Consider the following 22,029-nt stretch of genomic DNA (forward strand, 5'->3'; position numbering starts at 1 on the left):
TGGTATTTTACATCCAGCCGATCATGCCGGCATCGCGATCGATCTTCAGAATACGATCCTGCGGAATATTGATGTCGCAGGCCTCATCCTCGTCCATGCCGCCGATCAGGCGAAAGCAACTGCGGATGACGCCGCCATGGCTGACGCAGATCGTCTGCCGTTCGACGGAGTTCAGCCATGCACCGATTCGCCAGGACAGGATCTCGTAGCTTTCGGCATCCTGGCCGGGTGGAATGAACCCCCATTTGCGCTGCGCCCGCATCTCCACTCGCTCCGGTGAAGTCTTCGCCAGTTCGGCGAGCGTAAAGCCTTCCCAGTCGCCGAAGGACAATTCCTTCAGCCTGTCGTCCAGTCGGTAGGCGAGGGGATCCAGACCCATTTCGGCGCGAAGGCGCTCCATGGTTTCGCGCGTGCGCCTGAGCGGCGAGGCGACGAAGTCGTACTGGGCGACGCTGTCGCCCAGGACATGCGCCAGCGTTTCGCCATTGCGCATCGCTTGGCCGCGGCCGGTTGCATTGAGGTCTATGTCTTTTTGACCCTGCATCCGGCCTTCGGCATTCCAGTCGGTCTGACCGTGTCGGATCATATAGATGAGCACGGTGTCAGACCCCTGAGTTTTAGTCCTTGGCGACCGAAATGTCCGGTGCGTCGACGGCCTTCATGCCGACAGTGTGGTAACCACAGTCGACGTGATGCACTTCGCCCGAAACGCCGGTCGACAGGTCCGACAGAAGATACATGCCGGATGTACCGACTTCGTCGGTTGTGACATTGCGCTTCAGCGGCGAGTTATACTCGTTCCACTTGAGGATATAGCGGAAGTCGCCGATGCCGGAGGCGGCCAGCGTCTTGATCGGGCCAGCCGAGATCGCATTGACGCGAATTCCGCGGCCACCCATGTCGACGGCGAGGTAGCGCACGGAAGCTTCGAGAGCTGCCTTGGCAACGCCCATGACGTTGTAATGCGGCATGACCTTTTCAGCACCATAATAGGTGAGCGTCAGCAGCGAACCGCCGTCATTCATGATCTTTTCGGCGCGCGCAGCAACGGCGGTGAACGAATAGACCGAGATATCCATCGTCCTGGCGAAATTTTCGCGGCTCGTCTCGATGTAACGGCCGGTCAGTTCGTCCTTGTCGGAGAATGCGATGGCGTGCACGACGAAATCGATCTTGCCCCACTTGGCTTCGAGATTGTTGAAGACGGCGTCGATGCTGTCGAGATTGGTAACGTCGCAGTCGCCGGCCAGAAAGGCGTCGAGTTCCTGCGCCAAGGGTTCGACGCGCTTCTTCAGCGCATCACCCTGCCAGGTAAAGGCGATCTCAGCGCCCTGGTCGTGACAGGCTTTGGCAATGCCCCATGCGATGGAGCGATTGTTTGCAACGCCCATGATGACGCCGCGCTTGCCTGCCATAAGGCCGGAACCTTGAGCCATGATGTGATCCCCTGATACTTTCGATGAACTGCCTATGGCATAGGCCGTTCCGGCGTACAAGATTGAACCGGATCATCAACTGTTAGGCAGCGTAACAAAGGGTGTGTTCATCAAAAAACTGCCATAACACAGCGTGAAAGCTGCATTTATGGCCAATAGGCGTGGTGATTTTTCTGTGTGTCGTGCGCGTGGCCGGACGATTCTCGGCCCTGGAATTTCACAAAAAGGGGCCGCGATCGTCGACGCATTCATGGGTTGCGCCGGCTGGCCAAACGATGATCGCGGACCATATCCCGGCGCGCGCGGCAACCGCTCGGAGGGGTTACAGATAGAGCCCTTCGCGCATCAGCCGCATCAGGTCGGTAACCTTCTCGTCCGGCTTTTCCCACAGCATGACACGCAACTCGACCAGTAGCGCACCGCGTCCGCCGGCTCCGTCCGGCAAGCCGAGTGCATCGATGCGGATCACCTGATCCGAATTCGACCAGGCAGGAACGGTGACCTTCACCATCGCATCTGGGCCTTCCGGGCCTTCGACCTCGACATCGCAGCCGAGCACGGCATTTTCCAGGGTGATCGGCAGGACGGTGCGAATGTCATAGGCGTCGACCAGGAATTTCTCCGTCCGCATCACCTTGATGGTGACCGCGACATCGCCGCGCTGCATGCCCTGGAATTTCAGGCCCTGCGCCTTCAGTCGAACCACATGGCCGTCGGTCACGCCGTCCAGCGGTACACGCACTTCACGGCCGTCATTGAGTGTGATCGGCACCGATTTCTGTTCCAGCAGGTCGCTGATCGCGACAACGGCTTCGGAGAAGACATCCGGCGCTTTTTCCGGCGGTGGTGGTGGAACGCCGCGGATGCGGCGCACCAGCGAGCTGATCAATTCGATTGGTGCCAGAAGCGGTGAGCTTGGGGCACGCAGCGGCGAGCCTTCGTTGAGCTCGGCCGCTTCCGCGTCGCGCTTCAGGCTTTCAGCGGCAGCGGCAGATTCGGGACTTTCGCCAAATATTCGGCTGACCAGATCTTCCGGGCCTTCCGCCTTGCTGGATTGCGCGCTGGCGGCATCGGCTTTCTTGTCCTGTTGGCCGGCACCCCCGGAAGACTGGGTCTGCTGGGACGGTTTGGCATTTTGGCTCTGGGCCGTGTCTGCCTGTTCGGCCTGCGCCTTTGCGTTTACCTGTGCCTGAGCTTGAGCTTGTGCCTGTGCTTTGGCCTGAGCCTGGGCGGATTGCGCTTGCGCCGTCTGGGCCTGCGCCTGTGCTTTCTGGGCATGTGCCTGCGCAGCCTTGGCGGCCTGAGCTGCCTGCGCTGCTGCCGTGTCGGCCTTTGCCTTCACGGCTTCGGCCTGGGCAAGTTCGGCCAGGATGCGCTCGGCATTGGCCTTGGCCTGTTTTGCTTTTTCGGCAGCTTCGCGCGCTGACTGGCGCTGCTGCATGATTGTCTGCTCGCGTTCCATCGCCTCGACCTTCACGCGTTGCTGGTCATACCGGTTGCGTTTTGCTGGATCTTTCAGGACTTCGTAGGCACGGCCGATTTCGGCAAAACGGTTATTGGCGTGCGGATCGTCGCGATTCTGATCGGGATGCACGCTTTTCGCCTTGGAGCGCCAAGCCGCCTTGATCTCGTCTGCGCCCGCATCGCGCTTAACGCCGAGGACTGAATAAAAATCTCGCATCAACGCCACCAAAATCAGTCGACCAGTTGCGCGTCCGGATCATGGAGCCGTCACTGGCGAATACTCAAAGCCGTCCCGCGAAATTGTCATGCGGTCTCGGCGTTACAATGTCTGGTGAGGTTTGCACGCAAGGAGCTAATTGAATCTTACGCGTCACGCGGTGCCAAGTGCTGTTTCTTCTCGTTTGCTTAAGCAAACGTTTCAAATACGAATGAAGTCAGGACTGACGGTCGAAACTCAACAGCTGCCAGTTGCCGGAGCCGGATGTGCAGGTCTTGCCGGAGAAATAGGCGATGCCTTCATAGGAATGGCGGGTCGTCGAAAAGTTGCGGCAGATAACGCCCTGGCCCTTTTCTTCCTGGATCGCTGTGACGACACCGGCGCTGCCGGTCGTCGCATTGGCCCAGGGCAGGGGCTTGCCTTCGGTCTTCGACAGGTCTGCCGACGACACGGCACTCTGCACGGTCAGTTCGTCTAATCCGTTTCCGGAGGTGCGGCCCTTGGAGATTGTGTTGGTCGAGATCGAACTGTCGACCGTGTCGGAACCGAAGAGGTCCATGCTGCCGCCGAAGCATCCGCTGAGCGGAAGTGTCGCAGCAAGAGCGAGAAGGATCTTGCGTCTGCTCATGCACCTACCCTTTGTACGCTCGACCGACTTTGCTATGTCTACTTCCAAATGGGGTCCCGTCCAATACCGCGTTCTGGACACCTATCATGAAGGTCAGGAGCATTTGAGGCAATATGTCGGATATCGGGTTAACAAGTGGTGACTTTACCGAAGAGAGTGAACCCTTCGCGCTGTTCGGCGCGTGGTTGCAGGATGCGCAGGCGTCAGAGCTCAACGATCCCAACGCGGTAGCGCTGGCGACCGTGGATGCGGATGGCCTTCCGAATGTCAGGATGGTTCTGCTCAAGGGTTTTGATAGCCGCGGTTTTGTATTCTACACCAATTTCGAGAGCCAGAAAGGACAGGAAATTCTCGGCCAGAACAAGGCGGCAATGTGTTTTCATTGGAAATCCTTGCGTCGGCAGGTGCGTCTTCGCGGTGCGGTCGAGATCGTCTCCGATGCAGAGGCCGATGAATATTACGCGTCACGCCCGCTCGGCAGCCGCATCGGCGCCTGGGCTTCGAAGCAGTCGCGCCCGCTGGAAGGCCGTTTTGCGCTGGAAAAATCGGTGGCAGAATACACCGCCCGCTACGCGCTTGGAAACGTGCCGCGCCCGCCGCATTGGTCGGGTTTCCGCATCGTGCCGCAATCGATCGAATTCTGGCACGACCGCAAGTTCCGCCTGCATGATCGCATCGAGTTCCGTCGCGAGACATCCACCGGTGCCTGGTCAAAGGTTCGCATGTATCCGTGATCGTGCGGGCATGGCAGCGGTCCCGGCCTAGCAGCCGCCATAGGCGAGTTTGGTCGGAATGCCTGAAACCAGTGCAGTGACATAGCGGGGCTTCTGGTAGAAGCCGTTGAGCGACAGGCGCGGCAGGCTCTGCGGCGCCGACATGGCATCGCAGCAAAGCGTTCCCGGTCGTGTTGTCACCGACAATTTGAAGCCGGCCCAGTCGGCAAGGGCTGCCGTTTTCGGCGTGGCGCTGCGTGTGTCGCCATAGGGATAGGCAAATGTCGTCGGTCGGGAGCCGGAAAGCGTTGCCACATAGTCGGCGCTCTGGTTGAGCTCGTCGAGCACGACTTCGTCAGTCAGAAAACCCAGGCCGCGATGGCTGACCGTATGGGCACCGAGAGAGACCAGTGGATGTCCTGTCACCAGGGCACGCAGTTCGTCCGCATTCATCACCGTATCCGCGACGATCGCATGCGGGTCTATTCCAGCACTCTGCGCCGTGGCGTTCAGTCTTTCGATAGCGCTTGTCTCATCGCCGACGAAGATCTGTTTGCACACATGGTCGAAAGCACCAAGCTTTCCCGAAAGCGTGCGCGTGTCGAAGGCGATCGCACCACCGTCGAAATCGAGGGTAACGTGGTCCTTGGCGCCGATCAGCGCGGCGGCCGTCTCCCACCACATGGTATGGCTGCGCTCGGACAGGCCCTTGCAGACGAAGATCGTGCAGGGCACGCCATGGCGCTCGAAGATCGGCACGGCATGTTCGGCATTGTTGCGGAAGCCGTCATCCAGGGTAAAGACGACAAATGGCGCCACAGGATCGTCTTCCGCCATCAGCGCGGGCACATCGGCCAGTCGCGCAAAGCGGAATCCGGCAGTTTTCAGTTGCAGGATTGTTTCCTCCAGGAACTCAGGCGTGATTTCCAGGTGGCGATTGGGCGCAAACGCAGCGGGCCTGAAGGGCTGGACATGGTGCAGCGTCAGGATAATGCCGCGTCCACGGGCCGAGGCCATGATGCCAAGCTTCGACAGGCCGTGAGCAACCTCCAGCCCGCCAGTGATCGCCAGCCGTCGCAACAGCCGTTTGAAATCCGCCTTCGTCATGATACCCGCGCGGGATTTCTATGCCCCGCTCTCCTCAAAGCGGCAGACTATGCGGACACAGGTTAAGCTTCGCTCAATGATGCAGTGAAACATGTAGCAATTGGGAAGACGCGGCCGATATCGCAGCAGGGCATCATCTTGCCCTGTGACATTAACATGACGGTAACCATAAAAGTTGCAACTCTTGGGGACGATTGGTTACACATGATCCCGCCTGGCTGATTGTCGCCCCATTCTTGCCTTAAGCGCACTCCCGCATCCGGTGCGTAGCGGGAATCAGTTTTGCCGGAACAGTCATCCAGATCCAGGCGGCTATTGGAGTTTTCATGAGCAAGTTAATGATCGTACTGTCGTTTTGCGTGGCGGTCTTTTCACTTTCGACGACGGCTCATGCAGGCAGTGCCCAGTTTTTGCTCGATGCACGCACCGGCGAAGTTCTCGCGTCGGAAAACCCCGATACCCTCAACCACCCCGCCTCGCTGACCAAGATGATGACCATCTATATGGCGCTCGACGCGATCCGCGCCGGCAAGCTCTCCTGGGACAGCCCGGTTCCGTTTTCGAAATATGCAGCCGCCCGTCCGCCGACCAAGCTGCGCGTCAAGGCCGGTGACAAGATCACCGTCAGGGAAGCCGTTCTGTCGCTGATCATCGTATCTGCCAATGATTCCGCTGCCGCACTTGGCGAGAAGCTGGGCGGTTCCGAGGAAGCTTTCGCTGGCATGATGACCCGTAAGGCCCGTGCGCTCGGCATGATGAACACCACCTTCTTCAATGCATCCGGCCTGCCGCACGACCAGCAGTTCACCACGGCGCGCGACATGTCGACGCTCGGCATTGCCCTGATGCGTGACTTCCCGGAAGGCTACAAGCTGTTTGCCACCAAGAGCTTCGCCTTCCGTGGCCGCACGATCAACGGCCACAACAATCTGATGTATCGCTACAAGGGCATGGACGGCATCAAGACCGGTTATACCAATGCCTCCGGCTACAATCTGGTCAGCGCCGTCGAGGACGATGGCCGCCGCGTCATCGGCGTCGTCATGGGTGGCCGCTCCGCTGCTAGCCGCGACAAGATCATGGAAAAGCTGATCACCGCCAATATCCGCAAGGCATCGACCGGCAGCAAGCTGCTGGTCAGCCGCTCGACCGGTGTGCAGATGGATATCGCGCGCCTGGATGGCGCCGTGCCGGTACCGGCCCCGCGGGCTTCGGCAGTCGCCGCCCTTGAAAGCATGGTCGGCACATCAGTTGCATCCGCCTCGACCGCAACAGCCTATGCCGGCGGCAAGGTCGCCGATGCCGATCAGCCGCTTGCCGCAGCCGTACCGCGCGCCACCATCGGCGCTGACGTAGCGGCAATCCAGGCTTCGTCCCAGGCCAGAACACAGTCGACGAGCGCCAAGGATCGCAAGTGGCAGATCCAGATTGCCGCCGCGACCAGCGCCCAGGCCGCCATGGACATGCTCTCGGACGCCCGCTCAAAGATCGGCCAGCCGCTTCAGGGCCTCGATACCTATACCGAAATGGTGACGCGCAACGGCACGACATTCTACCGCGCCCGTTTCACCGGCTTCGTCACCAAGGACGAAGCCCGCACGGCTTGCGACATGCTGGTGCAGAACCGCTACGATTGCGTGCTCATGCCCGCTCGCGGGTGATCAGTGGCGCTCTCGCAACGCGATCTGCAGGTCCTTTGCAAGTCGGTCGGGGATGTCCATCTGCACATGCAATAGACTCATGACGCCGAGGCGGCCACTCGGAAGCTGTCTGAAAAAAATGTAGTGCCGTTCGAAGCGGCTGACATAGACGGTTTCCCGAATTCCGGCTTTCTCGGTCAATCGTCCCGGCACACGGCGCCACAAAGCTTTGTTGTCGCACAGCAGCGACAGGTGGTCATGAAGCTTGCGGATATAGCGTTCGGCCTGAAATTCTCCCCATCGAAGCTTGGTGTCGCTGAAGATTGCATCCTGTTCCTTATCCGCAACGGAATAGAACAGATATCCTCCCATATCAGGATCTGGAATTTCGACGGATAACGTCTTCAGCCGAAACGGTAATATAGCTTTCTTCGGTGGCAGAAGCGGCTGCACCGAGAGTGTCGGCCAGATAGGCGGTGGACAAGTCGTCTGCCTTCATCTCACGTCTGATCAGGTCTTCGACATAGTCTTCGGGCTTGGTAAAAGGGCTACTTTCGCCGGTTCGCGTCAAAAGGTAAGCTTCGAGGGTCTCGTCAAGAGTGATACGCAGGCTTTTGCTGGACATAAGATCGCTCCAGAGACGCTTTGCTCAGAATTCATCCAATGGCAAGTGTCGCAGATTTTGCTTGTCGTGCAAACTGCATTTCGATTTTTCAGGCGTCTGCTTTGACCTCCAGCAACCCCATGCAGTCCAGCAAACTCTCCGCCACATGCGCGCACAGACCGAAGATCTCGTCCGTCGGAGCCAATAGGTCCGGCACCATCACCGCCATCATGCCGGCGGACGATGCCGAGCGGATGCCGTTGTGCGAATCCTCCAGCGCCAGGCAATCGGTAGCCGCCACGCCAAGCCTGTCCGCCGCCGCCAGATAGGGATCCGGCGCCGGTTTCCCGCGCGTGTAGTCGCCCTGCGCCACCACCGTATCGAAGCGGCGGATCAGGTCGAATCCGGCCAGGTGGTGCTCGACCTGATGATGCGCAGAGGATGTGGCGATGGCACGCGGCAGACCGAGCCGATCGAGCAGGTCCAGCAGTTCGACGACGCCGGGCTTCAGGCGCAGGTCCTGCTCCATCAGATGGTTGAAGTGCGAAAGCCAGATATGGCGGAAACTCTCGGCATCGAAATCGGCACCGTAATGGGCGATGAGCAGTTGTGCGTTGCCGGACCAGGGTTGCCCGAGCATGCCGTCGTAAAGTGACGTGGTCATTGGCAGGCCACGTTCCGCCCCGGCAGCCATCAGCGAATTGCGATAATGGATCTCGCTGTCGATCAGTAGCCCATCCATGTCGAAGATCACGGCTTTTGGCGGACGTGGCAGCATGATGTGCAGATCGCTTTCGGCAGACGGGAGATGGGAGGCGGGAGGGAAGTGGCGGGGGGCGAAGGAAAGATGCCGCCGAGGCCTGCACTTCGGCGGCGTAGGGTCAGGTCTTGGTGCCGCCGACGGTGATCTGGTCCATCCGCAGATGAGGCTGGCCAACGCCGACCGGCACCCATTGTCCGGCCTTGCCGCAATTGCCGATGCCGGTATCGAGCTTGGTGTCATTGCCGATCATCGAGATCCGCTTCATTGCGTCCGGACCATTGCCGATCAGCATCGCGCCCTTGACCGGCGCACCGATTCGGCCGTTCTCGATCAGATAGGCCTCGGTGCAGCCGAAGACAAACTTGCCCGACGTGATGTCGACCTGGCCGCCACCGAAGGACACGGCATAGATGCCCTTCTTCACCGAGGCGATGATTTCTTCCGGGCTTTTGTCGCCGGACAGCATGAAAGTGTTGGTCATGCGCGGCATCGGCTGGTGGGCATAGCCTTGGCGACGGCCGTTGCCGGTCGCCTTCATGCCCATCAGCCGGGCATTCTGCCGGTCTTGCATATAGCCGACCAGCCGCCCGTCCTCGATGAGCACATTGTAGGCTGACGGCGTACCTTCGTCGTCCACCGTGATCGAGCCACGGCGATTGTCGATCGTGCCGTCATCGACGACGGTGACGCCCGGTGCGGCGACCATCTCGCCCAGAAGTCCGGCAAAGGCCGAAGTCTTCTTGCGGTTGAAGTCGCCTTCCAGGCCGTGGCCGACGGCCTCGTGCAGCATGACGCCCGGCCAGCCATTGCCAAGCACGATGTCCATCGTGCCGGCCGGCGCTTCCTGCGCCTCGAGATTGACCAACGCCTGGCGCAGCGCCTCGTCGGCACCGGTGTGCCAGCTTTCCGCGCTGAGGAATTCGTCAAAACCCATGCGGCCGCCGACGCCGAACGAGCCGCTTTCCTGGCGCTCGCCCTGGCCGGCGATGACGGAGATGTTGATCCGGGTCATCGGCCTGATGTCGCGCACCCGGTGGCCATCGGCGCGCAGGATCTCCACCACCTGCCAGCTGGCGGCGATCGAGGCGGTCACCTGGCGCACTTTGCTGTCCTTGTCGCGCAGATAGGCGTCGATTTCCGCGAGAAGTTTGACCTTCTCCTCGAAGGTCGGCGAGCCGATCGGATTGTCCTCGCCATAGAGCTTGGCATTGGTTCGCTGCGGTGCTGCCGCATAGGAGCCGGAGTGGCCATGCGTGACGGCGCCGACTGCATCGGCTGCACGCGAAAGGGCGGACAGTGAAAGTTCGCCGGCATGGGCATAACCGACCGCTTCACCGGCGACCGCGCGCAGGCCAAATCCCTGGTCGGTGTTGAACGAGCCGCCCTTCAGGCGGCCATTGTCGAAGGTCAGCGATTCCGCCTGGGCGTGCTCGATATAGAGTTCGCCGTCATCCGCTCCCGAAAGTGCGTCTGCGACGCGCTTCGTCAAGGTTGCCTCGTCGCAGTCGAAGAGGGAGAGAAGGTCCTGGGTCATGCTGGTCTCCTTGGCCGTGCCCCCTGCATGTAGGCGCACAGACGAAAAGGGGCAAGCCTGCTCGGCCTGCCCGCACCATTCCTATCTTCACGAAATGCGGAGCAGCGGCTCCACTCTTTATATATCAAGGCAGCTTGTCATAGCCTTCGCCGAAGCCGGCGAGCTCGATCGGAATGCCGACGCGGTCCTGATCGGCGGATTCGCGCAGCGCGAAAACCGCAGCCTTGCCGGCCCGCAGAATCTTCATCAGCTCCTCGTCTATCTCGACCTCGACATAACAGCCCTCGGAGAAACAGCGGGTGAAATAGGCGCGGCCGATATTGTTGCCGTCGACGAACAGCTCCATGCCGTCCTTGAGCAGCACGCCGAGCGGCGCCAGGATACGAAGGATCCTGGCCTTGCGGTCGGCGGTCTTCAGCACCACGACGGACAGGCCGACTTCCGGCCGGTCGTCTGCAATGACGTTCTGCATCAGCGCGCATTGCTCGACCGTCGCACCGGCCGGCTTGTCGCAGATTACCGACCACGCGCCGTGGTTCGAGCGGATCGTGCCGGGCGGTTGTTGTGGCTGTTGGCCCTGGGCCGGCATGGAAAGCGCGCCAACGAACAGGGCGCCTGCGGTCAAGCCGGACCAAAGCAGTCTTGGGAGACCCATGGATACCTCTGGAAAACGAATCATCCCGCACATTCTTGTCGTGGGGGTGGGGAAATGAAAGCCCCGCCGTCTGTTTTAAGGGGGAGTGCGGCATAATTGGGACCGCAATTCACCTTCCGGCAGCAAGATTGGCGCCTTCGCCAACCTCAACGGGCGAAAGCCATGCAATTGAGACCATTGTCAATTGATGAAGCGCAAAATGCCGCACGGGCTTTGCCAGAGGCGTATTGCGAATGCGGCCAATCTATGATTTGAAACGACGACACTAGCATGATTTTTGCGCTATGGTTTGATGTGGATCAAGCGCTTGTGGGAGACCTAACCGTGATGAAGAGAACCTATGCAGCATTGGCCGCGCTGGCCTGTCTGCTTTTCGCTTCTGTAAGCTTCGCCGACCAGCCCAGGCCTTGGCAGATGACGCTACAGGAAGCGGCAACGCCGATCATGTCGCAGATCAGATGGTTTGAGCAATACACCCTCTGGTTCATCGTGCCGGTCACGATTTTCGTTCTGCTTCTTCTCATTGTGGTGGCCGTCAAGTTCAACGCCCGCGCCAACCCGGTGCCGTCGAAGACCAGCCACAACACTGCGATCGAGATCGTCTGGACGGTTGCGCCGGTTCTTATTCTCTTCGCGATCGCCATTCCCTCCTTCAACCTGCTGACCTACCAGCTGAAGATGCCGGAAAATCCCGATCTGACGATCAAGGCGACCGCCACCCAGTGGCTGTGGAGCTATGAATATCAGGGCGAACAGGCTGTTGCCTTCGACAGCTATCTGCTCAAGGATACCGACCGCGCGGCCGCCGGCAAGGAAGACATTGCCCGCTATCCGCGCCTGCTCGCTGTCGACAATGAAGTTGTCGTTCCGATCAACAAGGTCGTCCGCATGCTGGTCACCGCAGCGCCGACCGACGTTATCCACGCTTTCGCCATGCCGGCATTCGGCATCAAGATCGACGCGATCCCCGGTCGTCTGAATGAGACCTGGTTCAAGGCAGAGCGCGAAGGTCTCTACTATGGCCAGTGTTCGGAGTTGTGCGGCAAGGACCATGCGTTCATGCCGATCGCCATCCGCGTGGTCTCGGAAGAGAAATATGCTGCCTGGGCTCAGGCGGCAACGGGCGACCTCGCTGGCGCAAACAAGGCGCTCATGGCAGCTGTTGACGGTGCTCCGGCTGCCGTCCAGACCGCCGCAAACGTTTCGAACTAATAAGGAGTGCGGACAATGGCTGGACCTGTTGCCCACGACGATCACGCCCATGGCGCGCATCACGATCATCACCATGACCACAAGCCGAGCTTCTTTACTCGCTGGTTTCTGTCGACCAACCACAAGGACATCGGCACGCTCTATCTGATCTTCGCGATCATCGCCGGCATCATCGGCGGCGCGCTGTCGGTTGCCATGCGCATGGAGCTGCAGGAGCCTGGCATCCAGATCTTCCACGGTCTGGCCTCCATGGTCTACGGCTTCGAGGGCGATGCTGCCATCGACGGCGGCAAGCACATGTTCAACGTCTTCACGACGGCGCATGCGCTCGTCATGATCTTCTTCATGGTCATGCCGGCCCTGATCGGCGGCTTTGCCAACTGGATGATCCCGATCATGATCGGCGCGCCGGACATGGCGTTCCCGCGTCTGAACAATATCTCCTTCTGGCTGATCGTTCCGGCCTTCCTGCTGCTGATCCTGTCGATGTTCGTCGAAGGCCCGGCAGGCGCTTATGGCGTTGGTGGTGGCTGGACGCTCTATCCGCCGCTCGCGACCTCGGGCCAGCCCGGTCCGGCGGTTGACCTTGCGATCTTCGCGCTCCACGTTTCCGGTGCCTCGTCGATCCTCGGTGCGATCAACTTCATCACCACGATCCTCAACATGCGCGCTCCGGGCATGACGATCCACAAGATGCCGCTGTTTGCCTGGGCCGTTCTGGTCACGGCATTCCTGCTGCTTCTGTCGCTCCCGGTTCTCGCCGGCGGCATCACCATGCTGCTCACCGACCGCAACTTCGGCACGACCTTCTTCGCGCCGGAAGGCGGCGGCGATCCGATCCTCTACCAGCACCTGTTCTGGTTCTTCGGTCACCCGGAAGTGTACATCCTGATCCTGCCCGGTTTCGGCATCGTCAGCCACATCGTCTCGACCTTCTCCAAGAAGCCGGTCTTCGGTTATCTCGGCATGGCCTATGCCATGGTCGGCATCGGTGCAGTCGGCTTCGTCGTCTGGGCGCACCACATGTACACCGTCGGCCTGTCGCTGCAGGCGCAGCGCTACTTCCTCTTCGCAACCATGGTCATCGCGGTGCCGACCGGCATCAAGATCTTCTCGTGGATCGCGACGATGTGGGGCGGCTCGCTGACCTTCCGCACCCCGATGGTCTGGGCAATCGGCTTCATCTTCCTGTTCACCGTCGGCGGTGTGACGGGCGTGCAGCTCGCCAATGCCGGCCTCGACCGTTCGCTGCATGACACCTATTACGTCGTGGCCCACTTCCACTACGTTCTGTCGCTCGGCGCCGTCTTCGCCATCTTCGCCGGCTGGTACTACTGGTTCCCGAAGATGTCCGGCTACATGTACAACGAGTTCGTCGGCAAGCTGCACTTCTGGGTCATGTTCATCGGTGTCAACATGGTGTTTTTCCCGCAGCACTTCCTCGGTCTCGCCGGCATGCCGCGCCGTTACATCGACTATCCGGATGCCTTTGCCGGCTGGAACTATGTCTCGTCGATCGGCTCCTACATCTCGGCCTTCGCGGTCCTGATCTTCCTCTATGGCGTCTTCGAAGCCTTCGCCAAGAAGCGCCTCGCCGGCGACAACCCTTGGGGTGAAGGTGCGACCACGCTGGAATGGCAGCTGTCTTCGCCGCCGCCGTTCCACCAGTGGGAACAGCTGCCGCGCATCAAGTAAGCGCCGGTTCAGCCGATACACAAAAACCGGGCGCCGCGATCTTAAAAGACCGCGGCGCCCGTCAAGACCTTGGAAGGCGAGTTTAAGAATATGACAGTCATCGACAATCGCGATCTTTTCGGCATGGAAGGCGAAGTCCGCCTGTCCGAAGCCGGCCCGCGCGATTATTTCGAACTGCTGAAGCCGCGCGTCATGTCGCTTGTGGTTTTCACCGCCTTTGCCGGCCTGGTTCTCGCGCCGGGTTCGATCAATCCATTTCTCGGCGCCATCGCCATCCTGTGTATCGCTGTCGGTGCCGGTGCCTCCGGCGCGCTCAACATGTGGTATGACGCCGATATCGATGCTGTCATGACCCGCACGGCGACCCGTCCGATTCCCGCCGGCCGTATCCAGCCGACCGAGGCTCTGGCCTTCGGCCTCGTGCTCTCGGTGTTCTCGGTCGTCATTCTCGGCCTTGCGGTCAACTGGTTCTCGGCCGGGATCCTGGCATTCACCATCTTCTTCTACGCGGTCGTCTACACGATGTGGCTGAAGCGCTCGACGCCGCAGAACATCGTCATCGGCGGTGCTGCCGGCGCGTTCCCGCCGATGGTCGGCTGGGCCTGTGTCACTGGTGGCGTCTCGCTCGACAGCGTCGTTCTGTTCATGATTATCTTCCTCTGGACGCCGGCCCATTTCTGGGCGCTGGCGCTGTTCAAGATGAAGGATTACGGCGCGGTCGGCGTGCCGATGATGCCGAATGTTGCCGGCATCCCGTCGACCAAGCGCCAGATCGCGGCCTATGCAGTCCTGACCGCAGTGACCGGCGTCATCCCGACCGTGACCGGGCTTGCCTCGATCGGCTACGGCCTGTTTGCCGGCGGTCTCGGCATCGTCTTCGTCCTCTGTTCCATCGCCGTCTGGCGCATGCCCGACGGCGACGAAAAGATGGTCCCGGCCAAGAAGCTCTTCGCCTATTCGATCTTTTACCTTTTCGCGATCTTCTCGGCCCTTCTGGTCGACCACTACATCGCGTCGTTTGCCCAGTTCTTCGGAGGTGCTGCCTGATGGAAACCGTCAAGCTGAATGAGGCCCAGAAGAAATCGCGTCGCGGCCGCAATGTTGCGCTTGGCGTGCTGCTGGCCGGTCTCGTTGTGATCTTCTACGTCGTCACGATCGTCAAGATCGGCAGCGTCGGGCACTAAGGAACAACGGACGTGAGCGAACTCATCCAGAAAGACAAGACCGCCAAGCGTCGCGACCTTCGGGTTGCCACCGCCTGTTTCGTCTTTGTCGGCGCGATGGTCGGCGCGGCCTATGCCTCGGTGCCGCTCTATCAGCTGTTTTGCCAGGTGACCGGTTACGGCGGCACGACCAAGCGGGTCGAGCAAGCCTCCGACGTCATTCTCGATCGCAAGATCAATGTTACCTTCGACGCCAATGTTTCGAACGGTCTGAACTGGGATTTCCGCCCGGTCGACAAACAGATCAGCCCGCGCATCGGCGAGACTGTCGAAATCCGCTACGTCGCGACGAATCATTCGTCGCGTCCGGTCACCGGCGAGGCGATCTTCAACGTCACGCCGGGCGAAGCCGGCGCCTACTTCAACAAGGTCCAGTGCTTCTGTTTCACCGAGACCACGTTGCAGCCGGGCGAGACCATGGAAATGCCGGTCGTCTTTTTTGTCGATCCCGCGATTGTTGACGCGGAAGAGACAAAGGGCCTCGGAACGATTACCCTGTCCTACACCTTCTATCCGCGCGAAGATCAGAAGCCGGTGGCCGCTCTGTCGGCCGGGGAAGAAGTCGGACAGCCGAAACTGTGAGAGAGGGGTCCGGTTCGCCGGGTCTCGTTATGAAATTGACATTCGGGGATTGCTGAGATGGCCGAAGCGCACACCAAGAACCACGACTACCACATCATCGATCCGAGCCCCTGGCCGCTGCTGGCATCGATCGGTGCATTCATCATCACCTTTGGCGGCGTAGCCTATATGCGCTTCCTGTCGGGTGGCTCGTTCAAGCTGTTCGGCCTGGAATTGGCGAGCCCGTGGCTGTTCTTCATCGGCCTGGCGATCATCCTGTTCACCATGTTCGCCTGGTGGGCCGACACGATCAAGGAAGCCCATGCCGGTCACCATACCCGCGTGGTCTCGCTGCATCTGCGCTACGGCATGATCATGTTCATCGCGTCGGAAGTGATGTTCTTCGTTGCCTGGTTCTGGGCCTTCTTCGATGCCAGCCTTTTCCCGCACGAAGCGATCCAGGCAAGCCGCGTCGAATTCACCGGTGGGCAGTGGCCACCTGTTGGCATCGAGGTTGTCGATCCCTGGCATCTGCCGCTCTACAACACCATCATCCTGCTGCTGTCGGGCACCTGTGTCACCTGGGCGCATCACGCCCTGCTGCACAACGACCGCAAGGGCGTGATCACCGGCCTGACCCTGACGGTCCTGCTCGGGATCCTGTTCTCCTTCGTGCAGTTCTATGAGTACATGCACTCGCCGTTCGACTTCAAGAATTCGATCTATGGCGCGACCTTCTTCATGGCGACCGGTTTCCACGGCTTCCACGTTCTGATCGGCACGATCTTCCTGATTGTCTGCCTGTTCCGGGCGCTGGCCGGCCACTTCACGCCGCAGCAGCATTTCGGCTTCGAAGCTGCCGCTTGGTACTGGCACTTCGTTGACGTGGTATGGCTCTTCCTCTTCTTCACCATCTACATCTGGGGTGGTTGGGGCGCGCCGGTGGCGCACGGCTGACGGCCGGAGTTTCGAAAGATCAAGGGCGGCCCCAGTGCCGCCCTTTTTGTTGCCGCTGTTCCTGGTGCCTGCGACGATCCGGCCGATAGAGTAGAGCAACGCATTGGTCTAATGCTTGGCAAAAGCCAGATGCACGCCCTATGGGAGAACACCATGACCGAAGATACAGCCCAGTTTCCGCCCGTCGATCCGGTCAAGGCGGCACTGTCCGCCTCCTGCCCACGCTGCGGCAATGGCCGCCTGTTCGATGGCCTGACCAAGCCGAAGGCCCAATGTACAAGCTGCGGGCTCGACTATTCCTTCATCGATGCCGGCGATGGCCCGGCGATCTTCGTCATCCTGCTCGTCGACTTCCTCGTCGTCGGTCTGGCGATCTGGGTGGAGATCAACTACCAGCCTTCGATCTGGCTGCATCTGCTCGTCTTTGCGCCGCTCGCCGTCGCCCTCTCGCTCTGGCTGATGCGCACCCTGAAGGCCTGGATGATCGCCATGCAATACAAGCACAATGCGTCGGAAGGGGCGATCGACCGTGGCTGACGATACGCCAGCGCCAGCCCAATCAACGAAGCCTGTACCCATGCGCCGCTGGCGCTTCTGGGTTGGCCTTGTGCTGGTGCCTGTGGCGCTGGCGATCCTCGTGTCGCTCGGCACCTGGCAGGTCAAGCGTCTCTACTGGAAGGAAGCCCTGATCGCCTCGATCGAGGAACGTCGTCAGGCACCACCAATGGACATGCCCGCCATCGAAGCCTTGGCTGCTGCGGGCGACGATGTCGACTACCGCGCAGCCGTGGCTGAGGGCCGTTTCCTGCATGACAAGGAGCGCCATTTCCTCGCCACCTTCCAGGGCCAGTCGGGTTTCTATCTCTACACGCCGCTGCAACTGAAGGATGGACGCTATCTCTTCGTCAATCGCGGCTTCGTGCCTTACGACCGCAAGCAGGCATCCAGCCGTCCGCAAAGCCTCATCGAAGGGCCAGTGAAGGTCACCGGCCTTGCCCGCGCGCGCTTGGGCGAAAAGCCGTCCTCCATGGTTCCCGACAATGACGAAGGCCGCAATATCTTCTTCTGGAAGGACCTGACCCGCATGGCGGCAACGACTGGCCTGCCGGATGACAAGGTGCTGCCGTTTTTCCTCGACGCAGATGCGACCCCTGTGCCGGGCGGTCTGCCCATGGGCGGCGTGACCCAGATCGACCTGCCCAACAGTCATCTGCAATATGCCGTGACCTGGTATGGCCTTGCCGTCGCCTTGCTCGCCGTGTCGATTGCCGGCCTGTTCGGCCGAAGGAAGCCGCCGGGCGCATCCCACTCGTGACAAGCGTCAAATTCCGTTAGAACAGATGCCAGGCCGGATTCGCACCGGCGCATGGGGGATACTGACGCAATGGGTTTTCTGGCTTCGACACTGGTGGCGCTCGTCGCACTCGAGCATGTCTACATCCTGATCCTCGAAATGTTTCTCTGGACCACGCCCTATGGCCGCAAGGCCTTCGGCATGAAACCGGAACAGGCGGAAGCGACCAAGGTCATGGCGGCCAACCAGGGTCTCTACAACGGCTTCCTGGCGGTTGGCCTGATCTGGGGCCTGCTGCATCCGGATCTGTCCGTCGGTTACCAGATACAGCTGTTTTTCCTTGGCTGTGTGCTGGTCGCTGGCCTATATGGGGGAATGACGGCCTCGCGGAAGATCTTTGTCATCCAGGCATTGCCCGCGGCCATCGCCATTCTTGCTGTCCTGATCGCTGGCTGACCTTGATGAATATGCATATCGACCGACCACCTTTGACGATCCGGCTTTGCGGCCCGCGCGGCTTCTGCGCCGGCGTCGACCGCGCCATCCAGATCGTCGTTCTGGCCCTGAAGCGCTACGGGGCGCCGGTCTATGTGCGCCACGAGATCGTCCACAATCGCTATGTCGTCGAGGGTCTGGAGGCCAAGGGCGCGATCTTTGTCGAGGAACTCGACGAGATCCCGGTCGAACATCGCCAGCAGCCGGTGGTCTTCTCGGCCCATGGCGTGCCGAAATCGGTGCCGGAAGATGCCCAGAGCCGCAACCTCTTCTATCTCGACGCCACATGCCCGCTTGTGTCGAAAGTCCACAAGCAGGCCATGCGCCATGAGCGTCTGGGTCGCCACGTCATCCTGATCGGCCATGCCGGCCATCCCGAAGTGGTCGGCACCATGGGGCAATTGCCGGAAGGAACGGTTTCGCTGATCGAAACCGTCGCGGATGCCGAGGCCTACCAGCCGATCGATGCCGACAATCTTGGCTTCGTCACCCAGACGACGCTGTCGGTCGACGATACTGCCGGCGTCATCGCCAAGTTGCACGAACGCTTCCCCAACCTGACCGCGCCGTCTGCCGACAGCATCTGCTACGCGACGACCAATCGTCAGGAGGCGGTCAAGCAGGCAGCCCCTGGCTGCGACCTGTTCATCGTCGTCGGCGCGCCGAATTCGTCCAACTCCAAGCGCCTTGTCGAGGTGGCGCTGAGGGCAGGGGCCACCCGCTCCCTGCTCGTCCAGCGCGCCGCCGAAATCGACTGGGACGATGTCGGCACGATCGGAACGCTTGGCATTTCCGCTGGCGCGTCGGCGCCTGAAGTCATCGTCGACGAGATCATCGAGGCCTTTCGCACCCGCTTCGACGCCAAGGTCGAACTGGCGATCACCACGGAAGAAAACGAACACTTCCTGGTCAATCGCGAGCTGCGCGACGTCGAACTGACCCGCGACGACATGGCCTGGGTCAACGGCTGAGGCACTACACTGAGGTTGGCGTCTTGCCTTCCGCCCCGATCATCATGTAGATTTGCCGCTGCGCTTAAAGAAAGGAGGGATCCCGTGCATTATCATTATTTCCGGTTCAACCGGCAACGTGGTCCCGTCCAGGCCCTGCAAATGCGTTTGCAGGGCTGATCAGAGGCCGTTTCTCAGCGACACCTTCTCCTGGTCTGCCCTTCGTGGCCCGCAGCGCCAAGCCATTTCGGCTTGCGCCCTGCATTGTTTTTCCGACCGCAGCGGCATCCCCTGAACACGGCAAAAGGCCTGTCCGGACCGTCGCGCGGCAAGACCAGAGAACGACCATGTCCCTGATCAATATCCGCAACCTCGGCATCACCCTGTCGAGCCCGCTGTTTTCCAATCTCAACCTTGTCGTCAATGCCGGCGATCGCATCGGCCTTGCCGCCGCCAATGGCCGTGGCAAGTCGACCCTGTTTCGCTGCATCGCCGGTACGCTCGATGCAAGCGAAGGCGAGATCACCAAGGCGCGTGGCCTGACCATCGGCTATGTCGAGCAGAATGTGCCGTCGCATCTTCTGGATCTCACTTTCTATGACGCTGTGCTGGATGCGCTTTCGCCCGAACAGGCCGAAAGCGAGAGCTGGCGCGTCGATGTGGTTCTCGGTGAGCTGGACGTGCCGATGGAATTCCACCAGCGGCCGCTGAAGGCGCTCAGCGGCGGCTGGCAGCGCATGGCGCTGATCGCCCGCGTCTGGGTCACCGAGCCTGACGTGCTTCTGATGGACGAACCGACCAACCATCTCGACCTTGGCAAGATCGCCGCCCTCGAGGCGTGGCTGAACGCGCTTCCCCGCGATGTGCCGGTGATCCTCGCCAGCCACGACCGCGCCTTTCTCGATGCGGTGACCAACCGCACGCTCTTCCTGAGGGCGGACCAGTCGCAGGTCTTCGCGCTGCCCTATTCGCGGGCGCGCCTGGCGCTGGAAGAGGCGGATGCGGCCGATGCAAGACGCTACGAGCGGGACATGAAGACCGCCGATCAGTTGCGCAAGCAGGCAGCCAAGCTCAACAATATCGGCATCAATTCCGGCAGTGACCTGCTGGTGGTCAAAACCAAGCAGTTGAGGGAGCGGGCCGAAAGGCTGGAGGATGCGGCCAAACCGGCCCACCTCGAACGATCCGCCGGTGCCATCAGGCTCTCCAATCGCGGCACCCACGCCAAGGTGCTGGTGACGCTCGACGACGCCGAGGTGCTAACCCCCGATGGCACCCCGTTGTTTCGCACGGCTAAGCAGTTCATCTGCCAGGGAGACCGGATCGTCCTGCTCGGCGCCAATGGCGTCGGCAAGACCCGCCTGATCGCCATGCTGCGCAAGGCCATCGACAATCCAGAGATCACCCTGGGCGGCATCAAGGCGACGCCGTCGCTGGTGCTGGGTTATGGCGACCAGGCGCTGGCCGATCTGCGCGACGCCGACACGCCGATGCAGGCGATCATCCATCGCTTCGATATCGGCGACCAGCGGGCGCGGGCCCTGCTGGCTGGCGCCGGCGTGAATATCGACATGCAGGCCCGCCCGATCGGCCGGCTGTCCGGCGGCCAGAAGGCACGGCTCGGCATGCTGGTGCTCAGGCTCACCGAGCCGAATTTCTACCTGCTCGACGAGCCCACCAACCATCTCGACATCGAGGGGCAGGAGGCGCTGGAAAGCGAACTGATGCAGCATCAGGCCAGCTGCCTGCTGGTTTCGCACGACCGCAGTTTCGTCCGCGCCATCGGCAATCGCTTCTGGCAGATCGAACGAAAGCGACTGGTCGAGGTGGAGGGACCGGAAGACTTCTTTGCCGCGGCGGCGCAGGCTAGGTAGCCGACGGGATCGCAACGCTCTGCGCCGCGGCAATGTGCGGCGCAGAGCGTTGCGGTCATGGGCCGTCTAGGGACGGTGGAGGGATCAAACCGGGAAATAGGCCTCCCGATCGATATCGGCAATCAGCGTAGTTTCGGTCGGCCTCCAGCCGAGAACCTCCCGCGTCCAGACGCTGGAGGCCGGGCTGTCAATCCCGGCAAAATGCGCGAACCAGCCAAAATGTTCGCCAGCCTCCTCGCGGCTCTTTGCAACCACGGGAACACCGAGCCTCTTGCCGATGACCTCGGCGATCTGCCGGAACGGCACGCCTTCTTCGGCCACCGCATGATAACGCGCGCCGGCATCCCCCTTTTCCAGCGCCAGGCGATAAACCTTGGCCGCATCGAACCGATGCACCGCCGGCCAGAGGTTCGATCCGTCCTCGATATAGGCCGAGACGCCCGTCCGCCGGGCGATGCCGATCAGAAGCGGCACGAAGCCGTGGTCACCATCGCCATGCACAGAGGGGGGCAGGCGGATGACCGAGACGGATCCGCCGCGTGCCGACAATGTTTCCGCCGCCCGTTCCGACGCCCGCGGCGTGGCCGTGGAGATCTGCACGTCCTCTTCCGTCGCCGTGCGTCCGGGCGAAAGCACACCCGTTCCCGAGGTCACGATCAACAGGCGCCTGCTACCGGAATGTGTCTGGCCAAGTCCTTCGCCAAGGACTTGGATTGCGCGCGCATCAACCTCGCAATTCTCCTTGAAACGGGAGAAATCATGATTGAAGCCGGTATGGATGACGGCATCTGCCATCTCGGCGCCGCTCCGAAGGCTGTCGTTATCCTCCAGGTCGCCGCGATGGACCGTCACGCCTGCCGTTGTGAGCGTTGATGCCGCCTTATCCGAGCGGGCAAGGCCGATGACAGCGTGGCCGCCCAACTGCAATTCCCTGACGACGGCCGAACCGACAAACCCCGTGGCACCGGTTACAAATACTCGCATCTCGTTCTCCTTGCTGCCAGTGG

24 protein-coding genes are annotated in these 22,029 nt (G+C 60.9%); 13 read left to right on the plus strand and 11 right to left on the minus strand.

The features are described 5' to 3' along the window. Nucleotides 1–7: 7 nt before the first annotated feature. The 4 genes from GVK95_RS04705 to GVK95_RS04720 all read right to left on the minus strand — a co-directional run bounded on the left by GVK95_RS04705 (nucleotide 8) and on the right by GVK95_RS04720 (nucleotide 3,793). The gene (locus GVK95_RS04705; protein WP_200844197.1) at nucleotides 8–598 is read right to left on the minus strand and encodes a histidine phosphatase family protein; all 591 of its coding nucleotides are present in this window, start codon (nucleotides 596–598) and stop codon (nucleotides 8–10) included. A 19-nt stretch (nucleotides 599–617) separates the two neighbouring features. Beyond that, nucleotides 618–1,436: an enoyl-ACP reductase FabI gene (gene fabI / locus GVK95_RS04710; protein WP_159947019.1), complete on the minus strand. Its 819-nt coding sequence runs from the start codon at nucleotides 1,434–1,436 to the stop codon at nucleotides 618–620. A 322-nt stretch (nucleotides 1,437–1,758) separates the two neighbouring features. After that, nucleotides 1,759–3,117 carry a DnaJ domain-containing protein gene (locus tag GVK95_RS04715; RefSeq protein ID WP_159947021.1) on the minus strand — a complete coding sequence of 453 codons (1,359 nt, stop codon included), beginning with the start codon at nucleotides 3,115–3,117 and terminating at the stop codon, nucleotides 1,759–1,761. A 217-nt stretch (nucleotides 3,118–3,334) separates the two neighbouring features. Then, nucleotides 3,335–3,793 (minus strand): RT0821/Lpp0805 family surface protein, encoded by a 459-nt coding sequence (locus GVK95_RS04720; RefSeq protein WP_159947022.1) that lies wholly within the window; start codon nucleotides 3,791–3,793, stop codon nucleotides 3,335–3,337. Between the two features lie 65 nt (nucleotides 3,794–3,858). Here GVK95_RS04720 and pdxH point away from each other — a divergent pair, with 65 nt between their 5' ends. Next, a complete protein-coding gene (gene pdxH / locus GVK95_RS04725; protein ID WP_159947023.1) occupies nucleotides 3,859–4,479 on the plus strand; it encodes a pyridoxamine 5'-phosphate oxidase in 621 nt (206 codons plus the stop codon). Between the two features lie 27 nt (nucleotides 4,480–4,506). Here pdxH and GVK95_RS04730 read toward each other — a convergent pair whose 3' ends face one another. Next, the gene (locus GVK95_RS04730; RefSeq protein ID WP_159947024.1) at nucleotides 4,507–5,565 is read right to left on the minus strand and encodes a polysaccharide deacetylase family protein; all 1,059 of its coding nucleotides are present in this window, start codon (nucleotides 5,563–5,565) and stop codon (nucleotides 4,507–4,509) included. Nucleotides 5,566–5,891: 326 nt separating this feature from the next. Between GVK95_RS04730 and GVK95_RS04735 the strand changes: the two genes are divergently transcribed. Then, complete coding sequence (locus tag GVK95_RS04735) at nucleotides 5,892–7,226, plus strand: serine hydrolase (protein WP_159947025.1); 1,335 nt, start codon at nucleotides 5,892–5,894, stop codon at nucleotides 7,224–7,226. On the opposite strand, the gene GVK95_RS04740 is transcribed toward GVK95_RS04735, so the two are convergent. From GVK95_RS04740 to GVK95_RS04760, 5 genes are all read right to left on the minus strand, one after another. Then, complete coding sequence (locus GVK95_RS04740) at nucleotides 7,227–7,658, minus strand: type II toxin-antitoxin system RelE/ParE family toxin (protein ID WP_244618635.1); 432 nt, start codon at nucleotides 7,656–7,658, stop codon at nucleotides 7,227–7,229. Continuing rightward, complete coding sequence (locus GVK95_RS04745) at nucleotides 7,579–7,830, minus strand: hypothetical protein (RefSeq protein ID WP_159947026.1); 252 nt, start codon at nucleotides 7,828–7,830, stop codon at nucleotides 7,579–7,581. Before GVK95_RS04745 ends, GVK95_RS04740 begins: the two co-directional genes overlap by 80 nt. Nucleotides 7,831–7,918: 88 nt before the next feature. Then, nucleotides 7,919–8,587 (minus strand): HAD family phosphatase, encoded by a 669-nt coding sequence (locus tag GVK95_RS04750; RefSeq protein ID WP_159947027.1) that lies wholly within the window; start codon nucleotides 8,585–8,587, stop codon nucleotides 7,919–7,921. Between the two features lie 103 nt (nucleotides 8,588–8,690). After that, a complete protein-coding gene (gene tldD / locus GVK95_RS04755) occupies nucleotides 8,691–10,106 on the minus strand; it encodes a metalloprotease TldD (protein ID WP_159947028.1) in 1,416 nt (471 codons plus the stop codon). Between the two features lie 124 nt (nucleotides 10,107–10,230). Beyond that, on the minus strand, nucleotides 10,231–10,695 hold the full coding sequence (locus tag GVK95_RS04760; protein ID WP_085995836.1) for an invasion associated locus B family protein: 465 nt from the start codon (nucleotides 10,693–10,695) through the stop codon (nucleotides 10,231–10,233). A gap of 393 nt (nucleotides 10,696–11,088) precedes the next feature. Here GVK95_RS04760 and coxB point away from each other — a divergent pair, with 393 nt between their 5' ends. From coxB to GVK95_RS04815, 11 genes are all read left to right on the plus strand, one after another. Further along, nucleotides 11,089–11,973, plus strand: coding sequence for a cytochrome c oxidase subunit II (coxB, locus tag GVK95_RS04765; protein ID WP_159947030.1), 885 nt, complete (start codon nucleotides 11,089–11,091; stop codon nucleotides 11,971–11,973). Between the two features lie 15 nt (nucleotides 11,974–11,988). Continuing rightward, a complete protein-coding gene (gene ctaD, locus GVK95_RS04770; protein ID WP_159947032.1) occupies nucleotides 11,989–13,668 on the plus strand; it encodes a cytochrome c oxidase subunit I in 1,680 nt (559 codons plus the stop codon). A 90-nt stretch (nucleotides 13,669–13,758) separates the two neighbouring features. Further along, entirely contained in the window at nucleotides 13,759–14,715 is a 957-nt protein-coding gene (locus tag GVK95_RS04775) for a heme o synthase (protein WP_159947034.1), read from the plus strand. Continuing rightward, nucleotides 14,715–14,852, plus strand: coding sequence for a hypothetical protein (locus GVK95_RS04780; RefSeq protein ID WP_159947036.1), 138 nt, complete (start codon nucleotides 14,715–14,717; stop codon nucleotides 14,850–14,852). Before GVK95_RS04775 ends, GVK95_RS04780 begins: the two co-directional genes overlap by 1 nt. Before the next feature lie 24 nt (nucleotides 14,853–14,876). Next, nucleotides 14,877–15,473: a cytochrome c oxidase assembly protein gene (locus GVK95_RS04785; RefSeq protein ID WP_244618665.1), complete on the plus strand. Its 597-nt coding sequence runs from the start codon at nucleotides 14,877–14,879 to the stop codon at nucleotides 15,471–15,473. Between the two features lie 57 nt (nucleotides 15,474–15,530). Beyond that, nucleotides 15,531–16,409 (plus strand): cytochrome c oxidase subunit 3, encoded by an 879-nt coding sequence (locus tag GVK95_RS04790; protein ID WP_159947040.1) that lies wholly within the window; start codon nucleotides 15,531–15,533, stop codon nucleotides 16,407–16,409. A gap of 153 nt (nucleotides 16,410–16,562) precedes the next feature. Then, the gene (locus GVK95_RS04795) at nucleotides 16,563–16,946 is read left to right on the plus strand and encodes a DUF983 domain-containing protein (protein WP_159947042.1); all 384 of its coding nucleotides are present in this window, start codon (nucleotides 16,563–16,565) and stop codon (nucleotides 16,944–16,946) included. Next, nucleotides 16,915–17,724, plus strand: a complete 810-nt coding sequence (locus GVK95_RS04800; RefSeq protein ID WP_200844198.1) for an SURF1 family protein — start codon at nucleotides 16,915–16,917, stop codon at nucleotides 17,722–17,724. Before GVK95_RS04795 ends, GVK95_RS04800 begins: the two co-directional genes overlap by 32 nt. A 69-nt stretch (nucleotides 17,725–17,793) precedes the next feature. Next, the gene (locus tag GVK95_RS04805) at nucleotides 17,794–18,159 is read left to right on the plus strand and encodes a DUF1304 domain-containing protein (protein WP_159947046.1); all 366 of its coding nucleotides are present in this window, start codon (nucleotides 17,794–17,796) and stop codon (nucleotides 18,157–18,159) included. Nucleotides 18,160–18,164: 5 nt separating this feature from the next. After that, a complete protein-coding gene (gene ispH / locus GVK95_RS04810; protein WP_159947048.1) occupies nucleotides 18,165–19,169 on the plus strand; it encodes a 4-hydroxy-3-methylbut-2-enyl diphosphate reductase in 1,005 nt (334 codons plus the stop codon). A gap of 326 nt (nucleotides 19,170–19,495) precedes the next feature. Further along, nucleotides 19,496–21,022, plus strand: a complete 1,527-nt coding sequence (locus GVK95_RS04815) for an ABC-F family ATP-binding cassette domain-containing protein (RefSeq protein ID WP_159947050.1) — start codon at nucleotides 19,496–19,498, stop codon at nucleotides 21,020–21,022. Nucleotides 21,023–21,106: 84 nt separating this feature from the next. On the opposite strand, the gene GVK95_RS04820 is transcribed toward GVK95_RS04815, so the two are convergent. Next, a complete protein-coding gene (locus tag GVK95_RS04820; RefSeq protein ID WP_159947052.1) occupies nucleotides 21,107–22,006 on the minus strand; it encodes an SDR family oxidoreductase in 900 nt (299 codons plus the stop codon). Nucleotides 22,007–22,029 lie beyond the last annotated feature (23 nt).

Origin of the sequence: Rhizobium sp. 18065, from assembly GCF_902706095.1 — a bacterium.
Lineage (GTDB): Bacteria > Pseudomonadota > Alphaproteobacteria > Rhizobiales > Rhizobiaceae > Allorhizobium.